Source organism: Ectothiorhodospira sp. 9100, from assembly GCF_022227565.1.
Classification (GTDB): domain Bacteria; phylum Pseudomonadota; class Gammaproteobacteria; order Ectothiorhodospirales; family Ectothiorhodospiraceae; genus Ectothiorhodospira; species Ectothiorhodospira marina.
In genome coordinates this window covers 43398-63952 of record NZ_JAJNAN010000006.1, presented here as the reverse complement: position 1 = coordinate 63952, position 20555 = coordinate 43398, and the positions used below count along the sequence as shown (strand labels likewise).

General features: G+C 65.6%; 13 protein-coding genes. 7 read left to right on the top strand and 6 right to left on the bottom strand.

Translation table 11 applies throughout. The annotated features are described in order from the left end of the window. Positions 1–10: 10 nt before the first annotated feature. Together LPW29_RS03485 and LPW29_RS03480 are read left to right on the top strand one after the other, a co-directional pair. The gene (locus LPW29_RS03485) at positions 11–2374 is read left to right on the top strand and encodes an ABC transporter permease (protein WP_238626887.1); all 2364 of its coding nucleotides are present in this window, start codon (positions 11–13) and stop codon (positions 2372–2374) included. Between the two features lie 306 nt (positions 2375–2680). Continuing rightward, positions 2681–3871 carry an efflux RND transporter periplasmic adaptor subunit gene (locus LPW29_RS03480; RefSeq protein ID WP_238626885.1) on the top strand — a complete coding sequence of 397 codons (1191 nt, stop codon included), beginning with the start codon at positions 2681–2683 and terminating at the stop codon, positions 3869–3871. A gap of 374 nt (positions 3872–4245) precedes the next feature. Here the strand turns inward: LPW29_RS03480 and LPW29_RS03475 are convergent, their stop codons facing one another. Next, positions 4246–6789 carry a protein kinase domain-containing protein gene (locus LPW29_RS03475; RefSeq protein WP_238626883.1) on the bottom strand — a complete coding sequence of 848 codons (2544 nt, stop codon included), beginning with the start codon at positions 6787–6789 and terminating at the stop codon, positions 4246–4248. 593 nt (positions 6790–7382) lie between these two features. On the opposite strand from LPW29_RS03475, the gene LPW29_RS03470 reads away from it, so the two are divergent. Continuing rightward, positions 7383–8369, top strand: coding sequence for a glutathione S-transferase family protein (locus LPW29_RS03470; protein ID WP_238626882.1), 987 nt, complete (start codon positions 7383–7385; stop codon positions 8367–8369). Here the strand turns inward: LPW29_RS03470 and msrB are convergent. Continuing rightward, complete coding sequence (gene msrB / locus LPW29_RS03465; RefSeq protein WP_238626880.1) at positions 8302–8730, bottom strand: peptide-methionine (R)-S-oxide reductase MsrB; 429 nt, start codon at positions 8728–8730, stop codon at positions 8302–8304. The genes LPW29_RS03470 and msrB overlap by 68 nt on opposite strands. Positions 8731–8884: 154 nt before the next feature. Between msrB and LPW29_RS03460 the strand changes: the two genes are divergently transcribed. From LPW29_RS03460 to LPW29_RS03450, 3 genes are read left to right on the top strand one after another with little or no spacing between them, the layout of a single operon-like run. Next, on the top strand, positions 8885–9958 hold the full coding sequence (locus LPW29_RS03460) for an EAL domain-containing protein (RefSeq protein WP_238626878.1): 1074 nt from the start codon (positions 8885–8887) through the stop codon (positions 9956–9958). A gap of 41 nt (positions 9959–9999) precedes the next feature. Continuing rightward, complete coding sequence (locus LPW29_RS03455) at positions 10000–11373, top strand: glycoside hydrolase 100 family protein (protein WP_238626876.1); 1374 nt, start codon at positions 10000–10002, stop codon at positions 11371–11373. After that, positions 11370–13541, top strand: a complete 2172-nt coding sequence (locus tag LPW29_RS03450) for an HAD-IIB family hydrolase (RefSeq protein WP_238626874.1) — start codon at positions 11370–11372, stop codon at positions 13539–13541. Before LPW29_RS03455 ends, LPW29_RS03450 begins: the two co-directional genes overlap by 4 nt. A gap of 6 nt (positions 13542–13547) precedes the next feature. Here LPW29_RS03450 and LPW29_RS03445 read toward each other — a convergent pair whose 3' ends face one another. Next, the gene (locus LPW29_RS03445; protein WP_238626872.1) at positions 13548–15446 is read right to left on the bottom strand and encodes an ATP-binding cassette domain-containing protein; all 1899 of its coding nucleotides are present in this window, start codon (positions 15444–15446) and stop codon (positions 13548–13550) included. 195 nt (positions 15447–15641) lie between these two features. Here LPW29_RS03445 and LPW29_RS03440 point away from each other — a divergent pair, with 195 nt between their 5' ends. Beyond that, positions 15642–16589, top strand: a complete 948-nt coding sequence (locus tag LPW29_RS03440; RefSeq protein ID WP_238626870.1) for a GGDEF domain-containing protein — start codon at positions 15642–15644, stop codon at positions 16587–16589. A gap of 14 nt (positions 16590–16603) precedes the next feature. Here LPW29_RS03440 and LPW29_RS03435 read toward each other — a convergent pair whose 3' ends face one another. From LPW29_RS03435 to LPW29_RS03425, 3 genes are all read right to left on the bottom strand, one after another. Further along, complete coding sequence (locus LPW29_RS03435) at positions 16604–17818, bottom strand: TraB/GumN family protein (protein ID WP_238626869.1); 1215 nt, start codon at positions 17816–17818, stop codon at positions 16604–16606. A gap of 71 nt (positions 17819–17889) precedes the next feature. Next, positions 17890–19032 carry a hypothetical protein gene (locus LPW29_RS03430; RefSeq protein WP_143050425.1) on the bottom strand — a complete coding sequence of 381 codons (1143 nt, stop codon included), beginning with the start codon at positions 19030–19032 and terminating at the stop codon, positions 17890–17892. Next, positions 19029–20495: an adenylate/guanylate cyclase domain-containing protein gene (locus tag LPW29_RS03425; protein WP_238626868.1), complete on the bottom strand. Its 1467-nt coding sequence runs from the start codon at positions 20493–20495 to the stop codon at positions 19029–19031. The genes LPW29_RS03430 and LPW29_RS03425 overlap by 4 nt, the downstream gene beginning before the upstream one ends. Positions 20496–20555: the final 60 nt, after the last annotated feature.

The window sequence follows — 20555 nt, the reverse complement described above, 5'->3', positions numbered from 1 at the left end:
CCCCACTGTGATGGCCCCACTGCACCGCAAACTTCTCCGGGATCTGGCCCGCCTCAAGGGTCAGGCGGCGGCCATCGGGGTGGTGATCGCCGCCGGGGTGATGGTACTCATCCTGTCGGTCACCACCCACGATGCCATCTCCCTGTCGAAAGGCCGCTTCTACGACAGCCATCACTTCGCCCAGGTGTTCGCTGATCTGAAACGGGCCCCGGAGGGGGTGGCCGGGCGGCTTGCCGACATCCCCGGGATCAACCAGGTGCAGACCCGGGTGAAGGCCCCGGTGCGCCAGGAGGTGCCCGGTTTCGACGACCCGGTGCGGGGCTTGCTGATCTCGCTGCCCGATGGCGAACAGCCCCAACTGAACCGGCTGTACCTGCGCCAGGGGTCGCTGCCCGCGTCCGGCCGGGACGACCAGGTGGTGATCGGCGAGCCCTTCGCCCAGGCCCATGACCTGACACCGGGGGACACCCTCACCGCGATCATTGATGGCCGCCTGGAGCGACTCACCATCAGCGGCGTGGCGCTCTCCCCCGAGTTCATCTATCAACTGGGGCCGGCGGATCTGCTGCCCGACCATGCCCGCTTCACGGTGTTGTGGATGAACCGTCGCGCCCTGGGCCATGCCATGGACATGGACGGGGCCTTCAACAACGTGGTGCTCAGCCTGCAGGCCGGGGCCCAGGAGGCCCAGGTGATCGATGCGGTGGACCAGGCCCTCGCCCTGTACGGCGGCATCGGCGCCACCGGGCGCGATGATCAGATCTCGCATCGCTTTCTGACGGAGGAGCTGAACCAGCTGCGGGTGATGGCCTGGGTGCTGCCCGCCATCTTCCTGGGGGTGGCGGCCTTTCTGCTCAACGTGCTCATGGCCCGCATCATCCGCACCCAGCGCCAGCAGGTGGCCCTGCTCAAGGCCTTTGGCTATGACAACCGGGACCTGGCGATCCATTACGGCCTGTTCACTGGCGTCATCGTGGCCGGCGGCGGCGCCTTGGGCGTGGCCCTGGGCGCCTGGGCTGCGGAGGGCATGGCCGGGATCTACGCGGAATACTTCCGCTTTCCGGAGCTCAGTTTCCGGCTGCAGCCGCGCATCCTGGCCCTGGCCTTCATGATCTCGTCCGGCGCTGCCCTGCTGGGCACCTGGCACGCGGTAAGCGCGGCAGTACGCCTGCCTCCGGCCCAGGCCATGCGCCCACCGGCCCCGGAGCGCTTTCGGCCCTCCTGGCTGGAACGTTCCGCCCTGGGTCGGCGCCTGGATCAGCCCACCCGCATCATCATCCGCAACCTCTCCCGCCATCGACTCAAGGGGCTGATGTCCATGGTGGGCATCGGCCTCTCCGGCAGCCTGCTGCTGTTGGGCAGTTACCAGTTCAATGCGGTGGATCATCTGCTGGATCTGCAATACCGGCTGGTGATGAAGATGGATCTCCATGTCACCTTCACCGATCCCACACCGGAACGGGCCCTGGCGGAACTGCGATCGATGCCGGGGGTGAGCTTCGCCGAGGGCTATCGCAGTGTGCCCGTGCATCTCACCCATGGCCGGCTGGACTATCGCACCGCCATCATGGGCATGGAGGCCGAGCCCGCCCTGCGCGGTCTGCTGGACCAGGACCATCGCCCCATCCGCCTGCCACCCGAGGGCCTGTTGCTCACCGATTATCTGGCCCAGTACCTGGGCGTGCATCCGGGCGACACCCTGGACGTGGAGATCCTGGAGGGGCACCGGCGCACCCTGAGGGTGGAGGTGGCCGGCACAGTGGATGAGCCCATCGGCGTGAGCGCCTACATGGAACGTCGGGCCCTGAACCGGCTCATGGGCGAGGGCCCGGCCATCAGCGGCGCCTGGCTGCTCGCCGACACGGCGTATCAAGCGGATCTGTTCGATCGGCTCTGGGAGGCCCCACGGGTGGCCGGCATCGGTCAGATCGATGATGTGGAGCGTCAGTTCCGGGAATACATCGGTGATACGGTACTGGTGACCATGGGCATCCTGCTGCTCATGGCCGGATCCATCACCTTTGCGGTGGTCTATAACAATGCCCGCATCGCCTTCGCCGAGCGGGCGCGGGAACTGGCCACCCTGAGGGTGCTGGGCTTCAGTCGGGGTGAGGTCAGCTGGATCCTCATCGGCGAGATCAGCGTGATCACCCTGGCAGCCATCCCGCTGGGCTGGCTGCTGGGGGCGGGATTCGCCTATCTGCTCAATGAGGCCATGACCATGGACATGTACCGGGTGCCGATGATCATCACGCCCCGCAGTTATGCCTTCTCCGCCGGCGGCGTGCTGCTGGCCTCGGTGCTGTCTCTGTTGTTGATCGCGCGGCGGCTCAGGCGACTGGATATGGTGTCGGCGTTGAAGACGGCAGAGTGAGGGGTTGGAAGCATGGTGCCCGCCGCTTCCCCCTCACCCCAACCCCTCTCCCCCTTGGGGAGAGGGGCAAGGCAGCTCCTTCCTCCCCTTTGGGAGAGGGGCAAGGCAGCTCCTTCCTCCCCTTTGGGAGAGGGGCAAGGTAGCTCCTTCCTCCCCTTTGGGAGAGGGGCAAGGTAGCTCCTTCCTCCCCTTTGGGAGAGGGGAAAGTTAGCTTCCTTCTCCCCTCTGGGGAGAAGGGCCGGGGATGAGGGGCAAACGGAGCCCCCGCAAGACAATGGGCCGCCAGACCGTCAAAGGTAAGCCAGCATGACCTGGAAAAAAAAGCTCCTCACCATCCTCGCAGCCGCCGCCCTCCTGCTCCTGCTGACCCTGGCTCTGATGCCATCGCCGATCCCGGTCAGCACCAGCCAGGTCCAGCAAGGCCATTTCGCCGAGGTGATCGAGGACGAGGGCCGCACCCGCCTGCGCGAACCCTTCACCGTGACCGCCCCGATCCACGGCTACCTGAGACGGGTCACCCTGGAGCCGGGCGATGCCGTGCAGGCGGGCATGCCCCTGTTCCAGATCGAACCCGCCCCGGCACCTGCTTTGGACCCTCGCGCCCGGGAGCAGGCCCGCGAGGCGGTGGCGGCGGCGCGGGCGCGCCTGGAGGCTGCCCAGGCCAACCGGGAGGCCCGCGCCACTGAGCATGAGCTGGCACAGGTGGAATACGAACGGTCCGAACACTTGCACCAGCGGGCTCTGATCTCCTCCGAGGAACGGGACCGCCGCCGCGCCCGGCGGGATGCCACCCGGGCCGCAGAACAGGCCGCCCGATATGCGGTGGATGTGGCCCGCTTCGACCTGGCCTCGGCCCGGCTGCCACTGGAGATTATCGATGGCCAGCGGGCCGACGAGGCAATCCCTGCCCTTGCCCTGGAGGCCCCCATCGACGGCGTCATCACCCGGCGCCATCGGCGCGACGAGGGGCCGGTCCAGGCGGGGGAGGCCATTCTGGAGCTGGGCAACCTGGACGATCTGGAAGTGAGGGTGGATCTCCTGTCCCTGGAAGCCGTGCGCGTGCGGCCGGGGATGCGGGTGATACTGGAGCGTTGGGGCGGCGGCAATGAACTGGAGGCCCGGGTCAGACGGGTGGAGCCGGCAGGATTCGAGAAGGTGTCGACCCTGGGGGTGGAGGAGCAGCGGGTGTGGGTGTGGTCGCGGATCACCTCACCCCGGGAGGCCTGGGCACACCTGGGGGATGGTTACCGGGTGGAGGTCCGGTTCGTGCTGTGGGAGGGGGAGGATGTGGTGCACATCCCCACCAGCGCCCTGTTCCGGGATCAGGATCGCTGGGCGGTCTTCGTGGTGGAGGACGGGCGGGCACATCTGCGCCCCGTGGAAACGGGTCGTCGCAGCGGCCTGCGCACCCAGATCGAGTCGGGCCTGACGCCCGGGGAGCAGGTGATCACCCATCCGGGCGAGCGAGTGAATGATGGGGTGAGGGTGGCGGAGTAGTCCGGCAAATAATCCCACCCAACCTGTACGGGTCGTTACCTGTACGGGTCGTTCGCGAACGACCCCTGGGGCTGCCCGTTCCCACAGTTGAACCGATAGGCCCGAGGGCTCCCAAAGGCCTGGCCGGGCGCTTCCCGAAGCGCCCCTACGAATGGCCAGTGCCCGACAAAGGCCCGAGGAATCCTGTACGGGTCGTTCGCGAACGACCCCTAGGGCTGCCCGTTCCCACAGTTGAACCGATAGGCCCGAGGGCTCCCAAAGGCCTGGCCGGGCGCTTCCCGAAGCGCCCCTACGAATGGCCAGTGCCCGACAAAGGCCCGAGGAGCCCTGTACGGGTCGTTCGCGAACGACCCGAGCCGTGGATCCAGCCCCCATCAATGGTCATGATAATAATCCGATGCCGTCCCACTGAACTGCCCCGGCCTGGGCATGCGCCGGAAGGCTTCGATGCAGCCGCGCAGGGCGCGGGCCATCTCGCCGCCGGTCTGATAGCGTTTGGCCGGGTCTTTCTGCAGGCTCTTGGTGACGATCACCCCCACCAGGGGGCCCAATTCCGGGCGCAGGTCGGTGATCTCGGCGGGATGGGTCTGGGTGATCTGATAGACCAGACCGGCCATGGTGTCGGCGGTGAAGGGCAACTGGCCGCTGAGCATCTGGTAAAGCATCACGCCTAGCGAGAATAGATCGGTGCGACTGTCCACCGGCTTTCCGGCCACCTGTTCCGGCGACATGAAGGCCGGCGTGCCCAGGATGGTGCCGGTGCGGGTCTTGTTGTGATCGGTCACGCTGGCGATGCCAAAATCCGTGATCTTTACCAGGCCCTTGCCCTGGTCGTAGATCACGTTGGCCGGCTTGATGTCCCGGTGGATCACCTCCTGCTGATGAGCATAGTCCAGGGCATCGGCCACCTGGGCGCAGACCTCCAGCACCTCGGTGATGGGCAGCAGGGTCGGGGGCTGGGTGAACTGATCCAGGGGCACACCCTGCAGGTAGTCCATGGCAATGAAGGCCAGGTCGTGCTCCTCGCCCACATCGTAGATGGTGACGATATTGCGGTGATTGAGTCGCCCTGAGGCCTCGGCCTCCCGGAAGAATCGCCATTTGGCCTGTTCCAGGAGTTCCGGTTCGAACTCCCGGTTCAGGGCCAGGGTCTTGATGGCCACCTTGCGCTGGATGTGGGGGTCCACACCCAGATAAACAATGCCCATGGAGCCCCGCCCCAACTGGCGCTCCACGTTGTAGCGTCCGATCATGGGCTTTTCCAGGCTGTCGTCGTCCACAGCCAACTCCTTGCCCCCACCCATGCGCTGCATCTCTCCCAGCCGGGGCTGACGACTGCCCACGAAGGGCTTGAGCCGTTCCAGGCGCTGGGTAGTGTCACGAAACGCCGGATGCCGCGCCTGCAGGAATCGGAACACCTCCACGGCACGCCCGTACTGGCGTCGACGCTCCAGGTCACGCCCCAGTTGATACAGCTGGGCAAACAGGGTGTCACTGTCCATGCGGCAGTGGCTGTAGGCCTCGAAGGCCGGTTCCAGATGTCCCTGTCCCTGCTGGCCAATGCCCAGCTGCAGCCAGGCCTCGGAGGCCTCGCGGCGATCCGCTTCCAGGCGATTCAGCAGCCAGCAGCGCAACGCCAGCAAGGGATGCCCCAGGGCAATCACCAGGGCCGGCAGCACCACGGGCAGCCACCATTGCAGGACCAGCACCAGCCCGATGGACAGGTTCAGCAGCACAAATACCGTCACGCCGCTGATCAATGCCCCCGTGGTGGACAGGTGCAGCCGCGCAGGCAGCCACAGCAGGTACAGGGCCGCCAGGATGATCAGCAGGCGCTCGGCCCCATAGAACCAACCGCCCATGCCCACCCGATGACCTTCCAACAGGGCGGCCGTGGCCCAGGCACTCCAGGTGGCCTGGGGCAGGGTGAGCCCGGCGTGGGACATGAGTGGCTGACCCGTGCCCTCTGCCATACCCAGGATCACCGCACGACCCTGGATCTGGCTGTTGCCCAGATCCCCGGCCATGAGGGTGTCCAGGGGGTGGGCATCCACCTGCCGCCCGCGCGGATCACTCCGGGGTGGAATCACGCCCAGGCCACGATCCGGCCCCAGGGTGATCCGGGCCTCCCCCAGGCGCACGCCACGGCCCGGTTCCACGACAATCTCATCCGGGGCGGCGCCCTGGACGGCGGCCGCCAGCGGCAGGGCAAAACCGGCCAGATAGCCCTCCCCTACCGGCACCACCCCAGGGGCCAGGGGACGGGGACGATCCGGTGTGGCGGTGGCGGCGGGCAGGCCGGCAGTTGCCAGGGCCTGGGTGGGCCAGTGTACGGTCAGATGGTGATCGGGTGGCTCGGCGGGTCGAAACAAGGGGCGGAAGACGGCCCAGTCGTACCAGGCTCTGGCCGAGCGATCCTCATTCATAAGGGCATCGGGATGAGGCACCGGGACCGGCCCGGCACCCATGGCCAGCGGCGCGGCCAGCACGCTGCGGCCCTGTCCCGCCAGGGCCTGGGCCAGGCGATCATCGGTATCCAGTTCACGGCGCCAGGACTCGGCCACCTCAGGCCCCAGAGAGTTCCGGGCCTGGCCCAGCCAGGACTCCAGGCGGGGCGGCGTATGGGGGTGATCCAGGGGCAGATGCAGTCCGATGGCCGCCGCTCCCATGGCATCCAGGCGCTCCACGGCACGGGCCAGCCGGGCCCGATCCTGAGCCTGAGCGGCGTCGTGAATCTCGATCAGGGTGACCGGCACACCGGGGCGCATGTCCGGCACCAGCCGGGTGGCCAGACTGCGCAGGCCTTCATCCAGGGGGCGCAGGGCATCGCTGAAGCTGCCCGCCAGCACGGCCAGCAACAACACGCCAATCAGGCCAGTGGGGCCGAGAATCGCCTTGCGCAGCGTCGGAAAGGACAATACCGGGTCTCCTGTGCAGTCGCCCTCGTTTTACCAGAAAATCCGGGGTAAAGCCCATCCGCTGCCGATGCCCCTACCTCCACCCGACAGGCCATCGATTTCAGAGACACCGCACGGGCCGTTCGCGAACGGCCCCTACGGGGGCATGTGCCAGCCATCAGCCCCGACGATGCCCCACCGCCGGGGCTGCCGCTTCGCACGTACGAAAGCTTCGGTTGGGGACGCCGCCTCACCCGGTCGGGCGCTTTGCTTGGGGCCGCCGCTTCACCCGTACGGGCGCTTCGGGAAGCGCCCCGCCGGGGCTGCGGATACCCCCCCACTCACCCGACAGGCCATCGATTTCAGAGACACCGCACGGGCCGTTCGCGAACGGCCCCTACGGGGGCATGTGCCAGCCATCAGCCCCGACGATGCCCCACCGCCGGGGCTGCCGCTTCGCACGTACGAAAGCTTCGGTCGGGGCTGCCGCTTCACGCGGACGGTGAACGATTGTTGCTGCATCCCGGTCTCATGGGATGATACCCATGGGCCGGGGCCAGCGGATCGCCACGGTTCGGGGCTCAGACCGGTCCACCATTGCCCAGGGAGGCATCATGAGTCTGCTCATCAAGGGCCAGTTGCGCAGCGACTGGCTGGCCGCAGAGACCGAGGATGGCGAATTCATCCGTCAGGACTCCCAGTTCCGTCACTGGATCACCCCGGACGGGGCCCCCGGGCCCAGCGGCGAGGGGGGCTTTGCCGCCGAACCGGACCGCTATCATCTGTATGTCTGCCTGGCCTGCCCCTGGGCCCATCGCACCCTGATCTTCCGGGCCCTCAAGGGGCTGGGGGATCTGATCAGCGTGTCCGTGGTGAATCCCTACATGCTGGACGAGGGCTGGAACTTTCATCCCTACCCGGGCAGCACCCCCGACCAAGTGAACGGCCTCGAATTTCTTCATCAGGCCTACACCCTGGCGGACCCGGAATACACCGGGATCATCACGGTGCCCACCCTCTGGGACAAGAAGCGCCGCACCATCGTCAACAACGAATCGGCGGAGATCATCCGCATGTTCAACAGCGCCTTCGACGCCTTCATCGACCGGCGTTCGGATTACTATCCAAAGGACCTGCGCGGGGAGATCGACCTGGTCAACGAGCGCATCTACGAAAACCTGAACAACGGTGTCTACCGCTGCGGCTTTGCCACCGAGCAGACGGCCTACGAGCGGAACTACGAGAAGCTGTTCGACACCCTGGACTGGGTGGAGGAGCGTCTATCCCGACAGCCGTATCTCGCCGGAGACCAGATCACCGAAGCGGACTGGCGACTGTTCACCACCTTGGTGCGTTTCGACGCCGTGTACTACAGCCACTTCAAGTGCAACCGCCGCCGCCTCATCGACTACCCCCACCTGTGGGAATACACCCGCGAGCTCTACCAGGTGCCGGGTGTGGCCGCCACGGTGAACATGGACCACATCAAGACCCACTACTATGGCAGCCACAAGCACCTGAACCCCAGTGGCATCATCCCGCGCGGTCCGGATCTGGACTTTTCGTCTCCGACGACTCGAAATCCAGGGCGGCGGAATTGATGCAGTAGCGCAGCCCGGTGGGATGGGGCCCGTCGTTGAATACGTGCCCCAAGTGGGCGTCACAGGAGGCGCAGCGCACCTCCACCCGCTTCATCAGCAGGCTGCGGTCGGTATGCTCGGTCACCGCCTGCTCGTCCACTGGCTGCCAGTAACTGGGCCAACCGCTGCCCGAATCATACTTGTGCTCACTGGAGAACAACGGCGCACCGCAACAGATGCAGCGGTACAGGCCTGGCTCCTTGTGGTCGTAATACTCACCGGTGAATGGCGGCTCGGTGCCCGCCTTGCGGGTCACCCGGTAGGCCTCCGGGCTGAGCGTTTCCCGCCACTGGGCATCGGATTGACTGATCTTCCGCGTCATGAAACACCTCATATTTTCAACGCTGACAATGGATCGGGTATGATCCCCTCGGAGCATGAACAGCTCACGGCATCATGGGGCATGCCTTCAGGGCATTGGACCATTCTGGTCGGCAAAGGCTCCAGGAGAATACCGCCCAGGGGGAATGAACAGAATGAGATGTGTAGATTGCCAGGTCATTGAACGCAGTTCCCAGGGCCCGGGCAGCCTGTTCCTGGCCCCCTTTTTGTCTCACACCCTCAAGGCCCTCAAACGGCAGTTGAATGGCCTGGGGGTTCCGGCCAGAGAAACCCACCCCGGGGTGCTGGAAGTCCCTGTGTCCACCGGCGGCCCCGGGGCCATGGACGCCACCTTGCGCCAACACCTGAGCGAGGCAGAGATCATCGATTGCCGCGCCGTGTTCCTCCCCGAGGGCGAGGCCTTCACCCTGGCCACCCTGCCACACACCCAAAGCCTGATGACCCTGCTGGCCCGCGCGGGCAGCGGCTGGCTGGCCGACCTGATCGAGGCGGAACGCTTCATCTTCCACTTCCAGCCCATTGTCCATTGCCAGGATCCGGCACATATTTTCGCCCATGAAGCCCTGGTGCGGGGCTATCTGTCCGACGAAGATCGGAGCCTGGTCTTCCCGGACCGACTCTTTGGCCAGGCCCGCGCCTCCCGGATGATGTTCCAGCTGGATCGTGCGGCGCGCGTCAATGCCATCCGCCAGGCCGTGGGGCACGGTTTTGATGGGCGGGTGTTCATCAACTTCAATCCCACCACCATCTACGATCCCACCTATTGCCTGAAGACTACCCTGGACGAAGTGGAGCGCCTGGGGGCCGACGCCGATCGACTGGTGTTCGAGGTGGTGGAATCGGAAGAGGTGAGTGACTCGGGGCACCTGCGGCGCATCGTGGACTTCTACCGCGAGGCCGGTTTCCAGGTGGCCCTGGACGACCTGGGGGCCGGTTATGCCTCACTGAACCTGCTTTCGGAACTGAAACCCGACTTCGTGAAATTCGACCGGGCCCTGGTGAGCCAGGTGGATCAGGATGCCTTCAAGCAGAAGGTGCTCGCCAAACTCATCGAGATGGCCCACGACCTGGGCATCACGACCATTGCCGAGGGGGTGGAGGAAAAGGCCGAATGGCAGTGGCTCAAGGCCCATGCCGTGGACTATGTTCAGGGTTATCTGTTTGCCCGGCCCGGCTCCCCTCCGCCCCGACCGGTGGTGCCCACGTAAACCTCACCTCCCCCCCCCCACGCCACCGAGGATCTTCGCGCTTGACCGACCCCATCCGCTCCGCCTACCGGCTGCTCGAGGCCTCCCTGGTGTATCACCGGGGGGATGTCGTGGGCACCATTGCCAGCCTCGACTCCCATGCACCAGCGGACAATTACTCGGACTGCTTTGTGCGCGACTTTGTCCCCTCGGCGCTGGTGTTTCTGCTGGATGGCCGCGGTGACATCGTGCGCAACTTCCTTTCCCTGGTGCTCAAGCTGCGTGACCAGCAGGAGGAGGTGGAAGGACACCGGGCCGTGGCCAAGGTGATGCCCGCCAGCTTCCGCGTGCTGTGCAATGAGCAGGGCCAGGAAGAGATCCACACCGACTTTGGCGACCGCGCCATCGGCCGGGTGGCCCCGGTGGACTCCATGATGTGGTGGCTGATCCTGCTGGTAGCCTATGAACGGGTTTCCGGGGATACCGCCTTCACCCGCTCGCGCGAGTGTCAGCGGGGTATCCGCATGATCCTGAACATCTGCCTGCAGGATCGCTTCGAGATCTTCCCCACCCTGCTGGTGCCCGATGGCTCGTTCATGGTGGATCGGCGCATGGGCGTATATGGACACCCCCTGGAGATCCAGTCGCTGTTCTTCGGGGCCCTCAAGGCTGCGCTGGCCATGCTGGATGACACCGAACCCGACAACCAGGGCGTGCGCGAACAATCCACCAAACGTCTGGAACAATTGGTGGATTATGTGCGTCATTATTACTGGCTGGATGATGATCGGCTCAACCGCATCCACCGCTTCCGGACCGAGATCTTCGGCTACGACTCGGAAAACGCCCTGAACATTCATCCGGAGAGCATCCCCGACTGGGTGAGCGACTGGCTGCCCCTGGATGCAGGCTACCTGGTGGGTAACCTGGGCCCGGGGCGCATGGATTTTCGCTTCTTTGCCCTGGGCAACCTGCTGTCGGTGCTGTTCGGGCTTGCCGATGAATCGCAGTCCAGGCGAGTGATGCACCTGTATGACCAGCGCTGGGATGACCTGATGGGCATGATGCCGGTGAAGTTGTGCTTTCCCGCCATGCAGGGCGAGGAATGGCGCCTCAAGACCGGCTCGGACCCCAAGAACATCCCCTGGTCGTATCACAATGGCGGCAACTGGCCCGCCCTGCTCTGGGCCTTCACGGCGGCGGCACTGCATGCCGGTCGCGGCGACCTGGCCCTGCGGGCGCGGGAAGCGGCCACTCGACGCCTGGCCGCCAACGGCTGGCCCGAGTATTACGATGGCCGCAACGGTCGACTGATCGGGCGTCGCGCCAATTACAACCAGACCTGGTCCGCCACCGCGCTGATCCTCACCCATAAGTTCATCGATGATCCGTCCACTCTGGACGTATTGAGTCTGAAGGGATTTGAGAAGGCATGAAAAAGACCCAAAGCAAGGCAACCCAAGGCGAGGGTTTGTATATCGTTCTGGTGAGCGTCCATGGCCTGGTGCGTGGCGAGAACCTGGAACTGGGCCGGGACGCGGATACCGGCGGTCAGATCAAGTATGTGGTGGAAATGGCCCGGGCTCTGGGCGGCCACCCGGAGGTGGGCCGGGTGGATCTGCTTACCCGCCGGGTGGTGGATAGCCGGGTCTCGGATGATTACGCTCAGCCGGAGGAGGATCTGGGCGAAGGCGTGCGCATCGTCCGTCTGGACTGCGGCCCGCGGCGCTACCTGCGTAAGGAGAAGCTCTGGCCCTATCTGGACTGCTTTGCCGACAACGCCATCAAGCACATCCGGAGCGTGGGCCTGTTGCCGGACGTGGTACACGGCCACTACGCCGATGCCGGCCATGTGGCGGTGCGGGTGGCCAACCTGATGGGCGTACCCCTGGTGCAGACCGGACACTCCCTGGGCCGGGTCAAGCGGGAACGTCTATTGGCCAAGGGGGCCAGCGAGAAGGAGATCGAATCCCGCTACAGCATCAGCCGGCGCATCGAGGCCGAGGAGGAGGCGCTGGGCAACGCCTACATGGTGATCGCCAGCACCCAGCAGGAGGTGGAGGAGCAGTATGCCTCCTACGATCACTACCAGCCCGAGCGCATGGTGGTGATCCCACCGGGTACCGATCTGCGGCGTTTTCATCCTCCCAAGGCCCGCTCACCGCGACCGCCCATTTACAAGACCCTGGCCCGATTCCTGAAAAAGCCGGACAAGCCCATGGTCATGGCGTTGTCACGCCCCGACGAGCGCAAGAACATCCCCACCCTGGTGAAGGCCTTCGCCGAACACCCGGAGTTGCGGGAGTTGGCCAACCTGGTGATCGTCGCCGGCAACCGGGACAGCATCCGTGAACTGGACCGGGGCGCCCGGGACGTGCTCACCGAAGTACTCATGCTCATCGACGATCACGACCTGTACGGTTCCGTGGCCTATCCCAAGTACCACAGCGCCGATGACGTGCCGGACCTGTACCGTCTGGTCACCCGCACCCGGGGTGTCTTCGTGAATCCGGCACTGACCGAGCCCTTCGGCCTCACCCTGATCGAGGCCTCCGCCAGCGGCGCGCCCTTTGTGGCCACCGATGATGGCGGCCCCCGGGACATCCTGCGCTACTGCCAGAACGGGGTGCTGGTGGACCCCCTGGATGCGGCCGGCATGAGCCAGGCCATCTTCGACATCCTCAGCGATGCCGAGCGCTGGAAGAAGCTCTCGGATCGCGGTCTCAAGGGGGTTCGCAAGCACTATGCCTGGGAGGGCCATGCCCAGAACTATGTCAAGCGCATCAAGAGCCTGCGCCGCGAGGCCAGCCGCAGCCGTCGGGGCCAGCAGCGCCTGTCCGGCAAGCTGGCCAAGGCCGATCGGGCCCTGATCTCGGATATCGACAACACCCTGCTCGGGGACAAGGCCGGGCTGCGCGCCATGCTGCACCGACTCAAGGACGAAGGTCGCGACGTGGCCTTCGGTATTGCCACCGGCCGGCGCCTGGATTCGGCCATCGACATCCTCAAGGAATGGGGCGTACCCACGCCGGACCTGATGATCACCTCGGTGGGCTCGGAGATCCACTATGGCCCGGAGATGACCAAGGACGAAGGTTGGGCCCGGCACATCGATTACCGCTGGCAACCGGAGGCACTGCGCGAGGCCCTGCTGGAACTGCCGGGCATCCAGTTGCAGCCCAAGGTGGATCAGCGCCGCCACAAGATCAGTTTCTTCGTGGACCCCAGCCTGTCCCCCTCCATGAAGGAGATCGAGCGTCTGCTGCACCAGAAGGATCTGCACGCCAACATCATCTATTCCCACGACCATTACCTGGACCTGTTACCGTCGCGGGCCTCCAAGGGGTTCGCGGTACGTTATTTCGCCGACAAGTGGGGCATTCCGCTGGAGCGGGTGCTGGTGGCCGGGGATTCGGGCAACGACGAGGACATGCTCCGCGGCAGCACCCTGGGGGTGGTGGTGGGCAATCACCAGCAAGAGCTGGAGCGGCTGTATGGCTTCAAGCGGGTGTATTTCTCCGATGCCACCCATGCGGGTGGCATCGCCGAGGCCTTTGACCACTATCAGTTCTTTGGGCGCTGCGGGGTGCCTGAGGAGGGGTAACGGGGATCAGTCGGCCTGCTCCAGGGTCTCGCAAGCCTCCATCCACTGCCCCTCCACATCCTCCAACTCCCGGTTGACCTGGGCCTGACGCCCCAGCAACTCCTGGAGTCGGGCCTTTCCGTCGGCCTCGTACAGGCTGGGGTCGGCCAGTTCCGCCTCCAGTGAGGTGCGTTCCTCCTCCAGACGGGCATGGGCCTTTTCCAGCTTGGCCACCTTGTCCCTGAGGGGCTTTTGTCGGCGTCGCTGCTCCGCCTCGTCCCGGCGCCGAGCCTTGCGGGAGGCGGCGCTCTGCTCTCCCACGTCCCGGTTCATATCCCGGGCCGCATCGGCGGCCTTCTCCCGGGCCGCCAGCCAGGCCCGGTAATCCTCCAGATCACCGTCGAATTCCACCGCCTGCCCGTCGGCCACCAGCAGCAGCTCATCGCAGACGCTGCGCAGCATGTGACGGTCATGGGACACCAGCACCAGCGCCCCCTCGAACCCCTGCAGGGCCTGCTCCAGGGCGTAGCGCATGTCCATGTCCAGGTGGTTGGTGGGTTCGTCCAGCAACAACAGATTCGGGCGCTGATACACCAGCAGCCCCAGCACCAGCCGGGCCTTCTCGCCACCGGAGAATGGCCCCACCGGGTCCAGGGCCTGATCGCCATGGAAACCAAAGCCCCCCAGAAAATCCCGTAACTCCTGCTCCCGGGCCTTCTCATCCAGGCGCTGCAGATGCAGCAGCGGACTGGCTTGGCTGTCCAGTTGCTCCAGCTGATGCTGAGCAAAATAGCCCACCTTCAGATCCGGCGCCGGCTCCCGGTCGCCGGCCAGCGGCATCAGCGTCCCGGCCATAAGCCGGATCAGGGTGGACTTGCCAGCCCCGTTGGGGCCCAGCAACCCCAGGCGCTCGCCAGGATGCAGGGACAGCTCCACCCCCTGCAGCACGGCTGGATCTCCGTAACCAGCACAGGCCTTATCCAGCTTGAGCAGAGGATCCGGCAAGCGCCGCGGGGCCCGAAAGCTGAAGCGAAAGGGGGAATCCGCATGGGCGGGCGCCACCCGGGTCATGCGCTCCAGGGCCTTGAGACGGCTCTGGGCCTGGCGGGCCTTGGTGGCCTTGGCCCTGAAACGCTCCACGAAGCGCTCCATGTGGGCGATCTCCCGCTGCTGACGCTCGTGCTGGGCCTGCTGCAGGGCCAGGGTCTCGGCGCGGACCTGCTCAAAGGCGGAGTAGTTGCCGGTGTACAGGGTCATGCCGCCCCGTTCGATATGGGCCACGTGGGTCACCACCCGGTCAAGGAAGTCCCGATCGTGAGAAATGAGCAGCAGAGTCCCCGGATACCCCCCCAGCCACTGCTCCAGCCAGAGCACCGCTTCCAGGTCCAGATGGTTGGTGGGCTCATCCAGCAGCAGCAGGTCGGAGCGGCACATCAGGGCCTTAGCCAGGTTCAGGCGCATGCGCCAGCCACCGGAGAACGACGCCATGGGCGCCACCTCCTGTCCTGGCTTGAACCCCAGGCCGTGCAGCAACCGCCCGGCACGGCTCTCGGCGGTCCAGGCGTCGATGGCATCCAGTCGGGCATGCAACTCACCCAGGTCACTGTCGTTCCGGGCCGCCTCTGCCTCGGCCACGGCCGCCTGCAGGCGGCGCAACTCTTCATCCCCATCCATGACATAGTCCAGGGCGGAGCGCTCGCTGGCCTCCACCTCCTGGGCCACGTGGGCGATCACCCAGTCCGATGGCAGGGAACACTCACCCTGGTCGGCCCCCAGTTCCCCCTGCAGCAAGGCGAACAGGCTGGACTTACCGGTGCCATTGGCGCCCGTGAGGCCCACCCGCCAGCCGGGGTGGATGGTGAGATCGGCATCCTCGAAAAGGACCTTGGTGCCGCGGCGCAGGGTGAGATGATCGAATCGGAGCATGGTGGCGGAGTGTATCAGTCCGGATCGCTCTCAGGCATCACGGGATTCTGACGCACGGCGGCAAAACCCTGCAGCCCGGGACGCCGGATTTCCGGCACCGCCGAAGAAAGAACATGCACTTCATTGTTTCAAATGAAGTTATTATCATGGCACGAAAATCGCATCAGACAGGGCAAACTCAGCCGAGACCCTGTCATGCGACATGTCATACGCCCCATGCTGGAACAGGCCAACAATGGCGACAACACCCTGATGGCGGGCCCCCAACTACTCCAGGGCGGCCTGGCGCAATCCGAGCGTCACGCCCCCAGCGTACCGGCCATCACCCCGGCCATGATGCTGCATCGGCTGCAGACCACCCTGGATCTGGAAGAGTTGCTGGAGATCTTCGCCAATGCAGTCGCCGGCATGGTGCCCCACGACGGGCTGACCTTCGACCAGCCGGACATGGGCATCCACATCAGTCGCGGTCGCCTATCCCGGCATGTATGCAGCTACAACCTCATGGTGGAGCGCACGGAGATCGGCCAGATCCGGTTGCTGCGGGGGCGCAAGTTCAAGGAGAGCGAACTCATCGCGCTGGAAGAGGCCCTGAGCGCCCTCACCTACCCTCTGCGCAATGCCCTGCTCTATCACCAGGCCCTCACCTCGGCCCAGACCGATCCGCTCACCGGCCTGCTGAACCGGATCTCCATGACCCGCATGGTGGACCGGGAACTGGCCATGGCGTCCCGCTCCGGGCGACAGGTCTGCATGCTGGTGGTGGATGTGGACCTATTCAAGCGGGTGAACGATACCCATGGCCATCAGGCCGGTGATCACGTGCTGGTGGCGGTGGCGGAACGGCTGAGTGCCCTCACCCGCAAGAGTGACATGGTGTTCCGTTACGGTGGCGAGGAATTCGTGATCGTGCTGAGCGAGACCGACGCCGAATCGGCCGCCACGGCGGCGGGGCGCGTGCAGGAGGTGATACGCAGCGCCCCCCTGACGCTGGATGCAGGCGAGCAGATCTGGATCACCGCAAGCATCGGTGTGGCCCTGCAGCACCCTGACGACAGCCCGGCCAGTCTGTTCAAGCGGGCCGATCAGGCCATGTATCGCGCCAAGCATGGCGGTCGCGACCGGATCGAATGGGCGGATTAAGGCCCTCGCTGGACTTACCCCCCCAGCAGGCGCTCAGCAATCCGGAACCCCGCTGCATAGGTGCCGATGGCCGAGCCCAGGGTGGTCAGGATGAACACCAGCAGCACCCGGGAGACCCGGTTCTGCCACCAGCATCGGAAACGAGCGGTATCCTGGCGCAGGCGGGAAAAATCCCCCACCGTGGGCTTGCGCAGCCAGGTTTCCATGGCGGCGGCCACGAAGCCCACCCCGATGGTTGGATTGAGTGACGTCAAGGGCGCCGCCAGCGCCGCGGTGACCACCGTCAAGGGATGGGCCGAGGCAAGGATGGCCCCCAATCCGGCCAGCCCGCCGTTGATCAGCACCCAGTCGGCCACCAATTGCCAGCCCAGATCCGGGTTGCGGGTAAAACCGATGACAAAACCGGTGACGATCAGCGCCACGATCAGCCACGGGATCAACCTGGGCCAGCGGGCCGGCGGAGGCTCCCTGTCCAGTCTCTCGACCACCTCGTCGGGAGATTGGCCCCCTTGCTCCCGAAGGGCCTCGCGAATGCCGGACAGATGCCCGGCGCCCACCACCGCCAGGATGTGCCGATAATCCTTGTTGGCGGCCTCCTGTCGCAGGCGGGCAGCCATGTAGTGGTCGCGCTCCTGGATCAGCGGCTCGTACAGGGCCCGGGATTCCTCGGCAAACTGGTTGAAGGTGGATTCGAGCATGTCGCCGCCCTTGAGGCGCTCGATCTCCGCCTCGGTGACCTGCTCACGGCTCATGACGCTGGCCATCAGACCACCGAACAGATTCATGCGCCGCCACCAGGGCACGTTGCGGTAGCAGCGCTTCAGGGTGGTGCCCACCTCCCGGTCGATGAGCAGCACCGGCAGATGGGCCTGGCGAGCCCCGTTGATGGCGGCACGCATCTCGGCCCCCGGCTCGATGCCGAACTGCTCCGCCAGGCGCTGCTGGTAGGCGCCCAGGGCCAGGCTGGCCGTGACCATGGGCACCTTGCCCTGACGCAGCACCTGGAACAGATTCATGCGGGACAGGTCATCGGGCCGAACAATGGCATGATGCCGACTGGGACAGAGCTCCACGGCCACGGCATCGTAATCGCCGCTACGCAGCAACTCGCTCACCGTATCAGCGGATATCTGGGAGACATGGGCCGTGCCCAGCACGGTGATGCGGGTGCCGTCCAGTTCAGTGTGAAAACGGGGGTCTTCCGAATGCGGGGTCTGCTGAGAGTCCATGGGGTGTCCAGAGGGGTACGGCGGTTCTGATGAAAGATCGCAACCTTAGCAGGCGCGGGGGGCCCTGTCTGCTATTGCGCCTCGGCGGCCGGCTCTCCCACATCCAGGATGGGCTGGGGCACGGGCACCGTCACTGGCGGCGTCTCCCCTTCCAGCCCCCGCAGGGACTCCAGCACCCGCTCTGCACGCTGCACATGGGCCTGGAGCTCGACATGGTTGGGGCGCAGATCCAGAAGTTCGCGCCAGGTCTCCACCGCCCGCTCGATGTCTCCGTCCAGGTACTGACGCCGCCCCTCCTCCAGGCCCAGGGTGATGCGGGTATCGATGGCCTGATCCAGTTCCCGCTGCAGGCGCGGCAGGGAGTCATCCCGCGGGCGCGTGCGCTCAAGCCCCTTGAGGTGTCGGCTGGCGGCAGTCAGGTCGCCCGACTGCATGGCCTCGTGGTAGCGATCGAACAATTCCCGGGAGCGGGCCTCCCAGGCTGCCTGACGGCGGGCATGATCGGCCTGGCGCTGGGTCGCCAGGATGTCCGCCCTCGCCTGCTGAGCCGCGTGGAGCATCTCCAGGGTATCATCCGCCGGCCTCAGGGCCTGAGACAGGCTCAAGGCATCCACGGCCAGACGCAACTCCTCGGCCGCCAGGGCCAGTCGGCCCAGTGTCTGCAGGTCATCGGCCACCTCCCGGGATTCCTCGCGGATGCGCTCCAGTTCCCGTGCGGCAGCCACATCCGCGGGATCCACCCGGATCAATTCCGCGTAAATGGGGCGCAAGGCGGCCAGAGAACGTCCACGGGCCATGAGCAAGCGCACCTGCAGGTCGGTCAGGCGACCCTCATGCTGGGCCCTGGCCGTGTCCCGCGCGGCCCGCAGGGCGGCACTGTCCGGCAGCATGGCCAGCCCCCGGTCATAGGACGCCAGGGCGTCCAGCCACTGCTCACGCCGCAGTTGAGCCGCCGCCTGCATCAGGATCGCCTGCTCCAGGTGCCGGGTCATCCGCGCCAGCCACGCTTCCCGGGATATCATTCGCGCGGTGCGATCCTCCTGGGGCAACTGTGCCAGAAGGGTCTGGGCACGCTGGTATTCATGGGCGTTAAAAGCTGCATCCACCTTTTCGGTCAGCGTCGTGGTTTCCACCTCCAGGGTGGCACACCCGACCAGCAGCATCAGCAGGCCCACCGGCATCAGGGCAGCCCAGGGTGGCGCCTCATGCCTCATGTGATCCGCTCCCGGCACAGCAGCCGTTCGATCTGCCGTTCCATCGCCTCCTGGTACAGGTCGCTCAGATCATGTACCTGGCAGGTGGCCACGGGCTGGGACTTGCCGCGGATGGCAATGGAACGATAGGGCTGGCCGCGTACCCGCCAGCGGATATCCGGGTCATCGAACAGTGCCTGATGGATCAGTACCTGGCCAGGCTCCGCGGCGGTCATCAGGCGCGAGGCCAGGTTTACCGCATCCCCCACCACCGTATATTGCATGCGGTCCTCTGCCCCCATGTTGCCCGCCATCATGGGGCCGCTATTGATCCCCACCCGGAAACGGACGGCCTCCTGGCCACCCTCCTCGCGCACCCGGTTGAGCCGGGACACCAGATGCTGCAGCATGACGCCACTGGCAATGGCATGGAAGCGGTGGTCCGGATCCTCGTCGGTCACGCCAAAGACCACCATCACGCCATCTCCCATGAACTTGTCGATGCTGCCTTGATGCTGCCGGGCAATATGGCTGATGTGGGTGAAGTATTCGTTGAGCAGCCGCGCCACCTGATCCGGATCCATGGTCTCGGACAGCCGGGTGAACCCGGCGATGTCGGCGAACATGACCGAGGCCTCCACCTGGCGCCCGCCCAGGCTCACCCGGTCCAGATTGCTCATGATCTCCCGGGCCACGCCCGCCGACACGTAACGACTCAGGGCCCCCTCCACCTGGGATTTTTCCAGCAACCCCTGAGCCATGCGATTGAAGGCCGACATCAGGTGGCCAATCTCATCCCGGCGCCCATCCGGCAGGCGATAGCGGTAATCACCATCACCGATGGCGCGGGTGGCCTCCACCAGGCGATGCACCGGGCGAGACAGACGCTGCCCCATGATGAAGGCTGCGACGCCACCCAGCACACTCATGAACACGGTGGTGAGGATGATGGCCTGGGTCGTGGTGCGGGTACCGATCTGCTGGGCTGAACGGCTCAGGGTCACCATGGCGGACCCCAGGGTGATGTCCTGAAAACGGATCTCGCCGCGGTAGGCGGTGGCCTCGGTGTCGGAGAAGGCTAAAAAGGGGACAGACACCTTTTCCTCGGAAAAGGTGTCTGTCCCCTTTTTCGTCGGGATCATGCCGGAATGGGCCAGCCGTTCGCCGTCCCGGTCGAAGACGGCGGCGCCCAGCACGGCCTCGCTGCCGGCCAGGTTGGTGATGAGGGCGTTGAGGGCCAGGCTGTCGTCGGCAAGCACCAGTTCCTTGGAGGACTCCGCCAGTTGCATCACCATGGCCTGACCGAAATCGTCCATCTGACTGCGCAGCAGGGCACTTTGCTGATTGAGGATCACCACGCCCACCAGGGCCATGCAGGTGACGATCAGCGCGCAGATGGTCAGACCAAGCTTGAAGGCGACGGGCACATGATCGGGCAGGAATGCGGCCCATCCGCTCCGCAGCCTGTCGAGCAGGGATGCCATGTATGGCCTCGCTGAAGTGAATGTGGGCCCCGCCATCCGGGGGTCGCGGTTGCCAGGATC

What these genes read in the sequence shown, in the direction of transcription:
- LPW29_RS03485 (WP_238626887.1), top strand. Translation starts at nt 11, where the DNA reads ATGGCCCCACTGCACCGCAAACTTCTCCGGGATCTGGCCCGCCTCAAG.
- LPW29_RS03480 (WP_238626885.1), top strand. Translation starts at nt 2,681, where the DNA reads ATGACCTGGAAAAAAAAGCTCCTCACCATCCTCGCAGCCGCCGCCCTC.
- LPW29_RS03470 (WP_238626882.1), top strand. Translation starts at nt 7,383, where the DNA reads ATGAGTCTGCTCATCAAGGGCCAGTTGCGCAGCGACTGGCTGGCCGCA.
- msrB (WP_238626880.1), bottom strand. Translation starts at nt 8,730, where the DNA reads ATGACGCGGAAGATCAGTCAATCCGATGCCCAGTGGCGGGAAACGCTC.
- LPW29_RS03460 (WP_238626878.1), top strand. Translation starts at nt 8,885, where the DNA reads ATGAGATGTGTAGATTGCCAGGTCATTGAACGCAGTTCCCAGGGCCCG.
- LPW29_RS03450 (WP_238626874.1), top strand. Translation starts at nt 11,370, where the DNA reads ATGAAAAAGACCCAAAGCAAGGCAACCCAAGGCGAGGGTTTGTATATC.
- LPW29_RS03445 (WP_238626872.1), bottom strand. Translation starts at nt 15,446, where the DNA reads ATGCTCCGATTCGATCATCTCACCCTGCGCCGCGGCACCAAGGTCCTT.
- LPW29_RS03440 (WP_238626870.1), top strand. Translation starts at nt 15,642, where the DNA reads ATGCGACATGTCATACGCCCCATGCTGGAACAGGCCAACAATGGCGAC.
- LPW29_RS03435 (WP_238626869.1), bottom strand. Translation starts at nt 17,818, where the DNA reads ATGGACTCTCAGCAGACCCCGCATTCGGAAGACCCCCGTTTTCACACT.
- LPW29_RS03430 (WP_143050425.1), bottom strand. Translation starts at nt 19,032, where the DNA reads ATGAGGCATGAGGCGCCACCCTGGGCTGCCCTGATGCCGGTGGGCCTG.
- LPW29_RS03425 (WP_238626868.1), bottom strand. Translation starts at nt 20,495, where the DNA reads ATGGCATCCCTGCTCGACAGGCTGCGGAGCGGATGGGCCGCATTCCTG.